Consider the following 13,054-nt stretch of genomic DNA (forward strand, 5'->3'; position numbering starts at 1 on the left):
CATGAGCGCTTCGGAAGACGACGCGCGTTTCATGGAAGAGGCGATCCGCCTGGGTCTCCTGCATCTCGGCCAGACATCTACCAATCCTTCCGTCGGCTGCGTGATCGTGCGTGACGGTCAGATCGTCGGCCGTGCAGTGACGGCAGTCGGCGGGCGTCCCCATGCCGAACCGCAGGCCCTGGCCGAAGCCGGCGAACTGGCGCGCGGCGCCACCGCCTATGTCACGCTCGAACCCTGCTCGCATTACGGCAAGACACCACCCTGCGCGGAGGCGCTGATTGCCTACGGCATTGGTCGTGTGGTGATAAGCGTCACCGATCCGGATCCGCGTGTCTCGGGCAGGGGCATTGCCATGCTGCGCGATGCGGGGATCGAGGTCGAGTCAGGAATTCTCGAAAAGGAAGGCAAGCGTTCGCTTGCTGCTTACCTCACACGGCAGACGAAGAACCGGCCCTATGTGACTCTCAAGCTTGCGGTTTCCGCTGACGGCATGATCGGAAAAAAGGGCGAGGGGCAGATTGCGATCACTGGGCCTGCGGCACGGGTAGAGGTGCAGAAGCTGCGCGCCGAAACCGATGCGATTCTGGTTGGGATCGGGACTGCGATCGCCGATGATCCCTTGCTCACCGTTCGCACGCCTGGACTTGAGGCCCGCTCACCGGTTCGTGTCGTGCTCGATGAAGATCTCTCTTTGCCCTTGGACAGCAAGCTGGTCGCTACGGCCAAGCAGGTGCCATTGATCGTCGTCGCGGCCGAACCGCCCCGCTTCGACAATAGCGAGGACGAGGCCTTTCTCGCACGACGAGACGCTTTGGATCAGGCTGGCGTCGAAGTGGTCCAATGCAGTCCCTACCGGCCCGACCAACTGCTGCCTGCACTAGCATCGCGCGGAATTTCTTCGCTTGTCATCGAAGGCGGCGCGCGGACGGCGAAGCTTTTCCTGGATGCCGGTTACATCGACCGCATCCTCCTCTATCAAGGCCCTGCGGTGATCGGGCAGGACGGTATTGAATCGCCGGTCCAGAAGACCGATATGCCATCGGGCTTCCTGCACAGGGGCACCTTCATGTTTGGCGACGATCGCCTGGACGAATACGAAAGAGAGCTTTGATGTTTACCGGAATTGTCACCGACGTCGGCAAGATCGAATCTGTTTCCCCATTGAAGGAAGGCATCAAGCTGCGTGTCGCCACTGCCTATGATCCGGCGACCATCGACATGGGCGCCTCGATCTCGCACTCCGGTATCTGCCTGACGGTGACCGGCCTGCCCGGCGAGGGCAGCAACGGCCGCTGGTTCGAGGTCGAAGCTTGGGAAGAGGCTCTGCGCCTAACGACGATCGGGACGTGGAAGGAAGGTACCCGCATCAATCTCGAGCGCTCGCTGAAGATCGGCGACGAACTCGGCGGCCACATCGTTTCCGGTCATGTTGATGGCAAGGCCGAGATCCTCTCGGTGACGGAAGAGGGCGATGCGACGCGCTTTCGCCTGCGTGCGCCTGAACATCTCGCCAAGTTCGTTGCACCTAAGGGCTCCATCGCTCTGGATGGCACGTCGCTCACCGTCAACGCGGTGGACGGTACCGATTTCGACGTCCTGCTGATCCGTCACACGCTTGAGGTCACGACCTGGGGCGAACGCAAGGCAGGCGACTTCGTCAATTTCGAAGTCGATACCATGGCGCGCTATGCCGCTAGGCTGGCGGAGTTCCCGACCGCGAAAGCAGAATAACCTCTCCATTATAGTTGCATCGCTGGACTTCGCGAAAGCCGAGCTTGTGCGCCAGGCGCAGCGAGGGATCGTTCCCCGGGTCGATAATGCAGGTCATTGGCTTGGAGGGGAACCGCTCTTCCGCCCAGGCGATCAGCGCCGTGAGCGCTTCGCTGGCGTAGCCGTGCCCTTGCGCGAAGGGCATCAGTCCCCAACCGGTCTCCAGAGTGCCTTCCGTGGAAACGGGGTGCATATCCCGTTTCATGTCGAGGAAGCCTGCTTCCCCGATGAAACGCCCTGACTGCTTTTCCTCGATCGCCAGAAATCCGAAACCCATGTGATGCCACATGCCGGCGACACGCAGCATGCGTGCCCAGGCCTGTTCGCGGGTGGAGGGGACACCTCCGATGAAGCGCACCACCGCTTCGTCGCTCCACATCGTCATATAGTCAGAAAAATCGTCAACGGTGTGCGGACGTAGCAGCAGTCGCGCTGTCTCGATGGTAGGAATGCTGGTCATCTTGAAGTGTTCCCTCGGATGGAGGTCAAGCACCCGGCTCGCCGTCCCAGTAGTCCAGCTTGCCATGCTCGCTGCCGATAAAGCGAAAGCGGTTCGCTTGTCCCTCGTCGCGATTGGTCTTGGCGAGAAACTTTCCGGAATCGGGATATTCGACAATCTCGGTTTTCGCCATTGTCGAAATGCCGAGGTAGATCAGAGGCGTCGAACCAGTGTTGATGATCTGGTGGGCGGTCTCTTGTCCCCCGGCTGGAGCGCCGAGCGTGTCACCCTTCCGGATCGGATAGCGATCAGGACCGAAACGATATTCGCCGGTGCCTTCGATGACGAAAAACAGCTCATCCTCCACGTGATGGTTGTGGAATGGACAGCTGGATTTGCCGGGCGGGACTTCGTTGTAGCTTATGCCGAGACCTGCAAGGCCGAGAAGCGAGCCGAATGAGACATCCGTCCCTTCGTACAGATCCCCTTGCTTCCAGTGCTCAAGCTTCAAATCAGCGACGTTGATGACGGGCTTCGATACGCCGGACATTGTCTTCTCCTGTTTCCGGAGAAAAGGCATCATCCTGCGAGAAAATACAACCCGCAAAGCATCGTGACGGGCGACAGTCTTCCGCTGTCGCCCTTGACCTTATCGATAGTAGACCGTGATACCGCCGTCCGCGGCCTGATCAGCGTTGACGATGTTTCCGAGCAGCACACCTCGGGCGTTGAGCTGATGCATAAGGGGTTTGTTGACGGCAATGGCCGCACGGATCACTTGGATGTCGTGGACACTGTGTGCGGCAAATGAATTGGGCGCTCCGATATTTTTCGATCTGCCGTGGTCGGCCACCTGCCGAATATCGAGATTTGCGCCGCTGAAGCTGCGGAGCGTTCGTTCGATGCCCGACGGGGTGGTCATGTCGAGACTTTCGGCACGGCTGGCATCTGCAAAGGCAAGGGTAGCGACTGCGGAGGCGATGGCTGCAACGCGATTCATGGGGTATCCTTTCATCTGCTCTGACGATCGACCGTCGGCAGTGGATCGTCAGCGTTACGCAGCTGAAATTGGTAATCGGATCATCCGCCTTCAATTCATAAGTATCTGGAATTTAGTCACATATTGTTCATGCGAATTGCCCTTCATTTGCCATCTTCGAGGCGCCGGTCCGACGCCGGCGCAAAATGACGCAAGAATTGCCCGCTCCGCCGTTGCCGGGATTCCGGATTCGGCATCCAATCATGGTCGGAATTTGCTTGCCATTCGGGTCGCGGCGTGTTTTGACCGCGGCCTGCCGAATGGTGAAGTCCTCTAGCTACTGAAGGTGAAGCATGGCGCGAGAAACCGCTCCCCACATTTTGATCGTCGAAGCACGCTTCTACGACGACATGGCCGATGCCCTGCTTGAAGGCGCGACCTTCGCCTTGAAAGAGGCCGGCGCGACCTATGAGGTCGTCACCGTTCCGGGCGCTCTCGAGATTCCGGCGGCGATTGCCATGGCGCTCGACGGAGCAGATAATGAGGGCACGCAGTATGATGGGTACGTCGCCCTCGGTATGGTCATCCGCGGCGAGACCTACCATTTCGATATCGTGTCGAACGAATCCTCTCGCGCGCTGATGGATCTGGCCGTGAGCGAATCCCTTGCCATTGGCAATGGCATTCTTACAGTTGAGAATGACGATCAGGCCTGGGCTCGCGCCCGCCGTTCGGACAAGGACAAGGGCGGATTTGCCGCCCGCGCAGCTCTTACGATGATAGAGCTGAAGAAGAAGTTGGGTGCATAACGAATGAACAACGAGAACTCGGAGCGTCCGGTCAAGGCTGCAAACCAGCGAGGTGCTGCGCGCCTTGCTGCCGTTCAGGCGCTCTACCAGATGGATATTGGCGGCACCGGCGTGCTGGAGATCGTGGCTGAATACGAGGCGCATCGCCTGGGCCAGGAACTCGACGGTGAGACCTATTTGAAGGCCGACCCCTCCTGGTTCCGCTCGATCGTATCAGGCGTCGTGCGGGAGCAGCGTCGCCTTGACCCAATGATTGCGTCCGCCTTGCAGGACGACTGGGCGCTGTCGCGTCTCGATAGCACGGTCCGCGCGATCCTCCGTGCCGGCGTCTTCGAGATTCTCGAACGCAAGGATGTTCCCGTTGCGGTCATCGTGACGGAATACGTCGAAATCGCTCAGGCATTCTTCAGCGACGATGAGCCGAAGCTCGTCAACGCCGTGCTTGACCGCATCGCAAAGCAGGTGCGCGGCGAAGCCAAGAAGTAGCGTTCTGCCGGGTCGGCAGGCCCGACCTCCAAGAATCCTCCGTTCCCATTGTGCTGCAAGGGCTTTTGGCTCTTACGGGCTTGACGCGCCGTTTTCCTCCACGCAATCTCCGCCCGGCGTTGCAGCATTTCTGTGGGAGGAAATCGAGTCGGCGTATTCGCAGCCGGAGAGGGAGTGAGCTCCGGCTCTTTTGGAGGAAAGAGCGAAATGAGCATTCTTTTATGGGTAATAGCATGCGGTCTGCTCTCGGTGGTCTATGCCATCTGGGCAACCCGGTCGGTGCTTGCCGCCGATCAGGGTAACAAGCGCATGCAGGAAATTGCAGGCTATATTCGTGAGGGTGCGCAGGCTTATCTGACGCGCCAGTATAAGACCATCGCAATCGTCGGCATCGTCGTTTTCATTGCAGCTTGGCTGCTGCTCTCCGGCACGGCTGCAATCGGCTTCCTCATCGGCGCTGTTCTGTCAGGCGCTGCTGGCTTCATCGGCATGCATGTCTCGGTGCGCGCCAATGTTCGCACGGCGCAGGCGGCATCCCAGAGCCTGGCCGCCGGACTTGAGATTGCATTCAAGTCGGGTGCCATCACCGGGCTTCTGGTGGCCGGTCTCGCGCTCCTTGGCGTGTCGATCTACTACTACGTGCTGACTGTCGTGCTTGGGCACGAAGGCAGCTCTCGCGAAGTCATCGATTCCCTCGTCGCGCTTGGCTTCGGTGCGTCGCTGATTTCGATCTTCGCCCGTCTCGGCGGTGGTATCTTCACCAAGGGCGCTGACGTCGGCGGTGACCTCGTCGGCAAGGTCGAAGCGGGTATCCCGGAAGATGATCCGCGCAACCCCGCGACAATTGCCGATAACGTCGGCGACAACGTCGGCGATTGCGCTGGCATGGCAGCTGACCTTTTCGAAACCTACGCCGTATCCGTCGTCGCGACCATGGTTCTCGCCGCAATCTTCTTTGCCGGCGCACCCGTTCTTGAATCGGCGATGCTCTACCCGCTTGCGATCTGCGGCGCCTGCATCATCACCTCGATCATTGGTACGTTCTTTGTCAAGCTCGGCAGCAATGGCTCGATCATGGGCGCCCTTTACAAGGGGCTCATCGTCACCGGCCTGCTGTCGATCATCGGCCTTGGCGTAGCGACATCACTGACCATCGGCTGGGGTTCGATTGGCTCGGTCGGTGGCGAGGACATTACCGGCACGCATCTCTTTGTCTGCGGTCTGATCGGCCTGCTCGTCACAGCGCTGATTGTTGTCATCACCGAATATTACACCGGCACCAACAAGCGCCCAGTCAATTCGATCGCCCAGGCCTCTGTGACCGGCCATGGCACGAACGTCATCCAGGGTCTTGCGGTGTCGCTGGAATCGACAGCCCTCCCGGCGATTGTCATCGTCGGTGGCATCCTGGCGACTTATCAGCTCGGCGGCCTTTTCGGCACCGGCATCGCGGTTACCGCCATGCTCGGCATTGCCGGCATGATCGTTGCTCTCGACGCTTTCGGTCCGGTGACGGACAATGCCGGTGGCATTGCGGAAATGTCCCACCTGCCGCCGGAAGTACGCAAGTCGACCGACGCGCTCGACGCAGTCGGCAATACGACGAAGGCCGTTACCAAGGGCTATGCGATCGGTTCCGCTGGCCTCGGCGCCCTGGTTCTGTTTGCGGCCTATTCCTACGACCTCAAATACTTTGCCGCCAACGGTGACAAGTACCCGTATTTTGCAGGTATTGGCGACATCTCCTTCGATCTTTCCAATCCTTACGTCGTTGCCGGACTGATCTTCGGTGGTCTCATTCCTTATCTCTTCGGTGGCATCGCGATGACCGCCGTCGGCCGCGCGGCCGGCGCAATTGTCGAAGAGGTTCGCCGTCAATTCAAGCAGAAGCCCGGCATTATGGCAGGGACCGAGCGTCCAGACTATGGCAGGGCGGTTGACCTGCTGACCAAGGCAGCCATCCGCGAGATGGTCATTCCTTCGCTTCTGCCGGTTCTTGCCCCGATCGTCGTCTACTTTGGTGTATTGATCATCTCGGGCTCGAAGGCTTCCGCTTTCGCGGCGCTGGGCGCATCGCTGCTCGGTGTTATTATCAACGGCTTGTTCGTCGCGATCTCGATGACCTCGGGTGGTGGCGCGTGGGACAATGCCAAGAAATCCTTCGAGGACGGCTTCGTCGACAAGGACGGCGTTCGCCATATGAAGGGCTCCGACGCGCATAAGGCATCGGTGACCGGCGACACGGTCGGCGACCCCTACAAGGATACGGCTGGTCCTGCCGTTAACCCGGCGATCAAGATCACCAACATCGTCGCTCTTCTGCTTCTCGCCGTCCTGGCTTGAGGCACATCGCCGAAACTAAAAACCCGCCGGAGCGATCCGGCGGGTTTTTCTTTGAGAGTTCGCTCCCGCTTTAGCGGAGGCTGGCCGGGTTCTGCGGCGAGGCCGGCTGCGAGGTGCCGCCACCGAAGAGGCCCTTCGCAGCGTTCGCCGCGCTGCCGCCCGATAGCAGCTGTTGTAGGAAGGTGAAATCCTTGCCGCCCGTCGGGGTGACGCGGGTAATCGTATCGAAAATTTTGCCGTCCTTGAGGGTGTAGTTCGCACGGCGCGTAACGATGCCGTCCTTGTCGAAATAGATCGCCAGCACGCTCTGATCGACCACCTTCAGCTTCTGGAAGGCCATGGAGCGCTCGCGGCGCTGCGAGATGTAGTAGAAGACTTCGCCATCGAACGTCGCCGTCGTGGACGGGGTGCCGAGGGATAGGAGAACCTGCTCGCGGCTCGATCCTACTGGGACGAGATTCAGCGACTGCTCGTCGGCGACATATCCACCGTTGAGGACGGTTTGTGTCTGGCAGCCTGAAAGTCCGGCGGAGGCGATCATGATGGCAATAGCGGCATTGCTGAGGAATTTTTTGTCAGACTTGAAATACCGTTTCGTCAACGACATCTACTCCCTAAAATTATGAATGGCAGCCACCGGCCTCAGATCGCTGATGCAAAACCATTGTGGCCATTCCGGGGAGAGACATCCCGTTGGCTCATGCGGACAGAAGGGGTGCTGTCCCGAAAGTGGCCACCTTCGGCATTGCAATTCGCGCCTGCTTCGGTAAACCAGCTTTCGAAATCATGCAACAAGGTCGGACGCCGCTTGGCGCCCAGAATGAGGCCTTTCCGGAAAAAACGATGATCTTCGGGCTCTTTGGCAAGAAAAACAACAACCAGGTAATCGTAGATCGGCAATATCAGGCACTGACGTCGGCCGCACGGATGCCGGAATTCTATGAGCGCTTGAATGTCCCGGATACGGTGATGGGGCGTTTCGAGATGCTTTCGGCGGTGATGATCCTCTTCTTCCGGCGCACACGAACCTCCGGGACGAGCGGCCAGGAGATCGCGCAGGAAATCGTCGACGCCTTCTTCCAGGATATCGACTACTCCATCCGTGAATTGGGGATCGGTGACAACACGGTTCCCAAACGCATGAAGAAGCTGGCCGGCATGTTCTATGGCCGCCTGGAGGCCTACGCCAAGGCGATGGACACCAGGGATGCCGAAGGACTCGCTGCTGCGCTCGTGCGAAACATTCATCCGAAGGCGAATGAGCCGGTGGATATGCGCGGTCTCGCGGACTGGATGTTTGTTGCCGAAGACCATCTTTTGTCTCAGTCGGAGGACGTCATAGCGACAGGCTCGGCGACACTTCCGAAGGTAGCATGAGGAAGAGACGATGAAAAACAAAAGAGACGACGTTCCGTTCTCCTACCTCGTAAATGTAGGTCATATATCGGCCAATCCTGTCGAGGTGCATCTGGAGGCCGACAAGCGCGAATTGGCAGCCCTTGCGGACAGTTGGAGTGTCCTATCGGTGGACAGCTTTGGTGCTGACCTCCAGATCGGTCGGTGGAAGCGGGATGGTGTGCGCATCAAGGGCAGGGTGCGTGCCAACATCGTCCAGTCCTGCGTCGTGACCCTCGATCCGGTCCCATCGGAGATCGACGAGAGCTTCGAGCAGATCTTCGTGCCGGAGAATTCCAAGCTTGCGCGCCGGCCCGCCAATGATGCCGGCGAAATGGTGCTGGACCCCGATGGCCCGGACCTTCCCGAAAGCTTCACCGGCGATACGATTGACGCAGGTGAGGTGGTTACGGAATTCGCAGCTCTTGCGATCGATCCCTATCCGCGCAAGCCCGGTGTGGAGTTCTCCGGTCACATAGAAGACACTGGAGAGAACGATAAAAAGCCGTCTGCCTTCGCCGTGCTGAAGGATTGGAAAAAGGACTGAACCCCGTTGGGGATTTGACACAATTCAGTTGTAAGCGACGGGAAAACCGGTATTTTGGCCGAAATTTCGCCCGCCGGAGGCGAAAAACAAGGATCAGGGACGCGTGATCAGAATTTCTATCGACCTCATGGGTGGCGACTTTGGTCCCCAGGTTGTCATCCCCGGCGCCGCCAAGGCACTGGAAAGACATCCCGATATTTTCTTCGTGATGTATGGATTGAAGGAACAGTGCGAGCCGGTTCTCGACAGGTTTCCGAAGCTCAAGGAAAAGACCGTTTTCCACGACTGCGAGCTGGCCGTCCGCATGGACGAGAAGCCGAGCCAGGCGCTCCGTCGCGGTCGCTATATCTCCACCATGTGGCGGACGATCGAAGCGGTGAAGACGAAGGAAGCCGACGTCGCGGTGTCGGCCGGCAATACCGGCGCGCTCATGGCGATGGCCAAGTTCTGTCTGCGTACGATGGCCAATATCGAGCGGCCGGCGATCGCTGCCATCTGGCCCACCTTGAAGGGCGAGAGCATCGTTCTCGACGTGGGCGCGACGATCGGCGCGGATTCGCAGCAGTTGATGGATTTCGCGCTCATGGGCGGGGCAATGGCCCGTGCGCTGTTCGAGATCGAGCGTCCGTCGATTGGCCTGCTGAATGTCGGGGTCGAAGAGATCAAGGGCCAGGAAGAGGTGAAGGAAGCGGGGCGCCTGCTCCGTGAGGCCAACATCGACTCGCTCGAGTACTATGGCTTCGTCGAAGGCAACGACCTGGGGAAGGGTACCGTCGACGTCGTCGTGACCGAAGGCTTCTCTGGCAATATTGCTTTGAAGGCGGCCGAAGGTACAGCGCGGCAGATCGGTGAGTATCTGCGCGCTGCAATGTCGCGCACGCTGCTTGCCAAGATCGGCTACTTCTTCGCCAAGGGCGCCTTCGACATGCTGCGCGAAAAGATGGATCCGAGCCGTGTGAACGGCGGCGTCTTCCTCGGCCTCAACGGCGTCGTCATCAAGAGCCATGGCGGCGCCAATGCCGAAGGCATCGCTGCCGCCATCGAGGTCGGCTACGACATGGCCAAGAATGGCCTCAATCAGAAAATAGAAAACGATCTTCAAAAGTATCATGCCAAGCGGCTCCCCCCGATCGGGCCGGAAGCCGCATGAGCGACGGGGTTTAAGCAATATGATCCGTTCAGTTGTTCGCGGGTTCGGAGCCGCACTTCCGAAACGCGTTATGACCAATCGCGACATGGAAGATGTCGTGGACACATCGGACGAATGGATTGTCCAGCGTACGGGCATTCGCCAACGCTACATCGCGGGCGAGGGCGAGACGACATCGTCACTCGGCGAAGCTGCGGCGCGTGCTGCGCTCGACAAGGCAAGCCTGACGCCAGCTGATATCGATCTTATCATCTGTGCCACCTCGACGCCCGACAACACATTCCCGGCGACTGCCGTCAATATCCAGAACCGCCTGGGCATGCACCATGGCTTTGCGTTCGACGTACAGGCCGTCTGCACAGGCTTCGTCTATGCTGTGACAACGGCCGACGCCTTTATCAGGGGCGGTCTCGCCAGGCGCGTGCTGGTAATCGGCGCCGAGACCTTCTCGCGCATTCTCGACTGGAACGATCGCACGACCTGTGTCCTCTTTGGCGATGGCGCCGGGGCGATCGTGCTGGAGGCTGCCGAGGGCAAGGGCACGACCGCTGATCGTGGCGTGCTGACGGCGCACCTGCGTTCCGATGGCTCCCACAAGGAGAAGCTCTATGTGGATGGCGGTCCCTCGACGACTGGCACGGTTGGGAAGCTGCGCATGGAGGGCCGCGAAGTCTTCAAATATGCAGTCGGCATGATCACTGACGTCATTCAGGCCGCCTTCGACGCCACGGGAACGACCGCCGACGATCTCGACTGGCTCGTGCCACACCAGGCCAATCGCCGTATCATCGACGGTTCCGCCAAGAAGTTGCATATTGCACCTGAGAAAGTAGTCATTACGGTTGATCTCCACGGCAACACGTCTGCCGCGTCGATTCCGCTCGCGCTGGCCACGGCCGCTGGCGACGGCCGGATCAAGGAAGGCGATCTGGTGATGTTGGAAGCGATGGGCGGCGGCTTCACCTGGGGCGCAGCACTCCTGCGCTGGTAACCCGAAAATCCAAAAAACTACCGACGAACAAGAGCTTGACCGTGAGGCGCAAGACAAATACTCTTTGTCCGCTTTCATAATATAATTGGCAAATGGGCGGGGAAACCATGACCGGAAAGACAGTGACGCGAGCAGACCTGGCGGAATCAGTTTTTCGTAAGGTCGGTCTTTCAAGAACCGAATCTGCTGAGCTCGTGGAAACTGTCATTGACGAGATTTGTAACGCGATTGTTCGCGGCGAAACCGTCAAGCTCTCGTCTTTTGCGACGTTCCAGGTGCGCGACAAGAATGAGCGCATCGGCCGCAATCCGAAGACTGGCGAGGAAGTACCGATTTCTCCCCGACGCGTCATGACCTTCAAGGCCTCCAATGTCTTGAAGACGCGGATCCTCAAGGCGCATACTCTGCGCAAGACCAAGCAGAAGGCCGCAAATCCGGCTTCCTGATTGGGCTGAGGAGAGGGAGGTCCCTCTCGCTCGACGACAACAACCTGCAATCTTCCCTGAACGATCTGTGCGGTATTCAAGAGGTGACTTGAATTCGCGGCGTCAAACCGTTGAAATATGATGAGTCGCGGCTCGGTTCTGACGTTCGTGAGACACAGCTGCGCCTTGTCAGCCGAACAGACGCGCGGCGCACCCCGAGACCGCGTAGGGAGTAAGGATGTTGGATAAGAGCCCCGATGCGTTCCGCACCATCAGCGAGGTGGCGGACGACCTAGACCTTCCACAGCATGTCCTGCGCTTCTGGGAGACTCGGTTTCCTCAGATCAAACCGATGAAACGCGGCGGCGGCCGCCGCTACTACAGGCCCGAGGATATTGATCTTCTGAAGGGCATTCGCCACCTGCTCTATGATCACGGCTACACCATCAAGGGCGTGCAGAAACTTCTGAAGACCAACGGCAACAAGTTTGTCATCTCCATCGGGCATGGCGATCTCGCCAGCGTCCAGGCGCTGACGGGCGGCCCGCCGGAGGGCGGTGATGCGGCCGAGCCACGGGTCGGAATGTCCGAGGAGGATCAGGTGGTTGGCCGCGCGAAGCCGCCGATCACACGCCGCTTCTTCAATTTCGGCGGTGGCGATGAAGAATCCCCGGAAATCTCGATCGGCAAGTCGAGCGTCGGCAAGGAGGATCGAGCGCTGCTTCAGGAAGCACTCTACGATCTCCTCGAATGCAAGCGCCTGTTGGATCAAGTTCGCTGATCCAATACCGGAGCGCCTCGATGGCTTAGTTAGTGAAGCATCGCCCGCGCGTTCGGACGGCCTCTGCCAAACGCATCGTAGTTGGCGGCGAGCGTAATTCCAGTCAGTACCAAGGAAGCCTTCGTGACCGCGTCTCATTCCGTTCCCGGCAAATTCTATGACGCCTTCCTGTTCGATATGGATGGCACGCTCTTGAACTCGATCGCGGTGGTCGAACGCGTCTGGACGGAATGGGCTATGCGGCATGGCCTCGAGCCAGAGGTTTTCCTCAAGACGATCCATGGCATTCGCGCCTCCGACGTCATTCGCCAGCTGGCGTTGCCAGGCGTCGATCCGGAGTATGAGGCAAAGCAGCTACTGAAGGAGGAGATGGAGGACGTTGGAGGTATCGTCTCGATCCCCGGCGCGATCGATTTCCTGAACAGCATTCCACCGGCAAAGTGGGCGATCGTAACCTCGGCACCGATCGAACTCGCCCGGCGGCGCATGGCCGCCGCAGGCATTCCGACGCCCGTGGCGATGGTGAGCGGTGAAGAAGTGGTAGCCGGGAAACCGAGCCCGGAGTGCTACCTGCTGGGGGCCAAGCGCCTCGGAGTCGATCCGACGAAATGCCTGGTGTTCGAAGATGCCGTTGCCGGAATTCTCGCAGGCGAAGCGGCGGGCGCGGATGTGACAGTCATCACAGAGACGCATACGACGCCGTTCGCAACGCCGCACTTTTCGATCTCCAACTATCGGGAGTGGCGTGTCGACACCGGCCCAGACGGGCGCGTTGCGCTGGTCAGATAGCGCTCTAGGTGTGTAGTCCCTGAGTGTGATGGTGCATCATTGAACCTGAGTCGTCAGGAAGAGGATGCATTATGGGAAGTATTCTTCACGGCAGCGCCCGCACGACGCCGCGTCTTCGAGCCGAACTCCAAGCGTCGCAAGAAAGTACCC

General features: G+C 59.3%; 16 protein-coding genes. 12 read left to right on the forward strand and 4 right to left on the reverse strand.

Going from position 1 to position 13,054, the window contains the following annotated elements:
* Position 1 precedes the first annotated feature (1 nt).
* Together ribD and AC1DPR_RS17475 are read left to right on the forward strand one after the other, a co-directional pair.
* Positions 2–1,111: a bifunctional diaminohydroxyphosphoribosylaminopyrimidine deaminase/5-amino-6-(5-phosphoribosylamino)uracil reductase RibD gene (gene ribD / locus AC1DPR_RS17470; RefSeq protein WP_113470733.1), complete on the forward strand. Its 1,110-nt coding sequence runs from the start codon at positions 2–4 to the stop codon at positions 1,109–1,111.
* Complete coding sequence (locus AC1DPR_RS17475; protein WP_018859195.1) at positions 1,111–1,731, forward strand: riboflavin synthase; 621 nt, start codon at positions 1,111–1,113, stop codon at positions 1,729–1,731. Before ribD ends, AC1DPR_RS17475 begins: the two co-directional genes overlap by 1 nt.
* Here the strand turns inward: AC1DPR_RS17475 and AC1DPR_RS17480 are convergent.
* From AC1DPR_RS17480 to AC1DPR_RS17490, 3 genes are all read right to left on the reverse strand, one after another.
* Entirely contained in the window at positions 1,694–2,230 is a 537-nt protein-coding gene (locus AC1DPR_RS17480; protein ID WP_113470736.1) for a GNAT family N-acetyltransferase, read from the reverse strand. The genes AC1DPR_RS17475 and AC1DPR_RS17480 overlap by 38 nt on opposite strands.
* 25 nt (positions 2,231–2,255) lie before the next feature.
* Complete coding sequence (locus AC1DPR_RS17485) at positions 2,256–2,759, reverse strand: cupin domain-containing protein (protein ID WP_018859197.1); 504 nt, start codon at positions 2,757–2,759, stop codon at positions 2,256–2,258.
* 99 nt (positions 2,760–2,858) lie between these two features.
* Positions 2,859–3,209 carry a hypothetical protein gene (locus AC1DPR_RS17490; RefSeq protein ID WP_018116903.1) on the reverse strand — a complete coding sequence of 117 codons (351 nt, stop codon included), beginning with the start codon at positions 3,207–3,209 and terminating at the stop codon, positions 2,859–2,861.
* Between the two features lie 332 nt (positions 3,210–3,541).
* Here AC1DPR_RS17490 and AC1DPR_RS17495 point away from each other — a divergent pair, with 332 nt between their 5' ends.
* The 3 genes from AC1DPR_RS17495 to AC1DPR_RS17505 all read left to right on the forward strand — a co-directional run bounded on the left by AC1DPR_RS17495 (position 3,542) and on the right by AC1DPR_RS17505 (position 6,826).
* Entirely contained in the window at positions 3,542–3,997 is a 456-nt protein-coding gene (locus AC1DPR_RS17495) for a 6,7-dimethyl-8-ribityllumazine synthase (RefSeq protein ID WP_016553506.1), read from the forward strand.
* A gap of 3 nt (positions 3,998–4,000) precedes the next feature.
* Complete coding sequence (gene nusB / locus AC1DPR_RS17500) at positions 4,001–4,483, forward strand: transcription antitermination factor NusB (protein WP_018116902.1); 483 nt, start codon at positions 4,001–4,003, stop codon at positions 4,481–4,483.
* A 207-nt stretch (positions 4,484–4,690) separates the two neighbouring features.
* A complete protein-coding gene (locus AC1DPR_RS17505) occupies positions 4,691–6,826 on the forward strand; it encodes a sodium-translocating pyrophosphatase (RefSeq protein WP_113470734.1) in 2,136 nt (711 codons plus the stop codon).
* Between the two features lie 70 nt (positions 6,827–6,896).
* Here AC1DPR_RS17505 and AC1DPR_RS17510 read toward each other — a convergent pair whose 3' ends face one another.
* Complete coding sequence (locus tag AC1DPR_RS17510) at positions 6,897–7,433, reverse strand: outer membrane protein assembly factor BamE (RefSeq protein ID WP_018116900.1); 537 nt, start codon at positions 7,431–7,433, stop codon at positions 6,897–6,899.
* 179 nt (positions 7,434–7,612) lie between these two features.
* On the opposite strand from AC1DPR_RS17510, the gene AC1DPR_RS17515 reads away from it, so the two are divergent.
* From AC1DPR_RS17515 to AC1DPR_RS17545, 7 genes are all read left to right on the forward strand, one after another.
* Entirely contained in the window at positions 7,613–8,203 is a 591-nt protein-coding gene (locus tag AC1DPR_RS17515; protein WP_192304347.1) for a ubiquinol-cytochrome C chaperone family protein, read from the forward strand.
* Between the two features lie 10 nt (positions 8,204–8,213).
* Positions 8,214–8,768 carry a YceD family protein gene (locus AC1DPR_RS17520; protein ID WP_018116898.1) on the forward strand — a complete coding sequence of 185 codons (555 nt, stop codon included), beginning with the start codon at positions 8,214–8,216 and terminating at the stop codon, positions 8,766–8,768.
* Positions 8,769–8,871: 103 nt separating this feature from the next.
* Positions 8,872–9,918 carry a phosphate acyltransferase PlsX gene (gene plsX, locus AC1DPR_RS17525; RefSeq protein ID WP_025661225.1) on the forward strand — a complete coding sequence of 349 codons (1,047 nt, stop codon included), beginning with the start codon at positions 8,872–8,874 and terminating at the stop codon, positions 9,916–9,918.
* Positions 9,919–9,937: 19 nt separating this feature from the next.
* Positions 9,938–10,909, forward strand: coding sequence for a beta-ketoacyl-ACP synthase III (locus tag AC1DPR_RS17530; RefSeq protein ID WP_026372141.1), 972 nt, complete (start codon positions 9,938–9,940; stop codon positions 10,907–10,909).
* 107 nt (positions 10,910–11,016) lie between these two features.
* Positions 11,017–11,355, forward strand: a complete 339-nt coding sequence (locus tag AC1DPR_RS17535; protein ID WP_007531489.1) for an integration host factor subunit alpha — start codon at positions 11,017–11,019, stop codon at positions 11,353–11,355.
* Positions 11,356–11,572: 217 nt separating this feature from the next.
* Positions 11,573–12,115 carry a MerR family transcriptional regulator gene (locus AC1DPR_RS17540; RefSeq protein ID WP_018859820.1) on the forward strand — a complete coding sequence of 181 codons (543 nt, stop codon included), beginning with the start codon at positions 11,573–11,575 and terminating at the stop codon, positions 12,113–12,115.
* A 123-nt stretch (positions 12,116–12,238) separates the two neighbouring features.
* A complete protein-coding gene (locus AC1DPR_RS17545; protein ID WP_113470735.1) occupies positions 12,239–12,904 on the forward strand; it encodes an HAD family hydrolase in 666 nt (221 codons plus the stop codon).
* Positions 12,905–13,054: the final 150 nt, after the last annotated feature.

This window comes from Rhizobium sp. 01T417 (assembly GCF_056398905.1).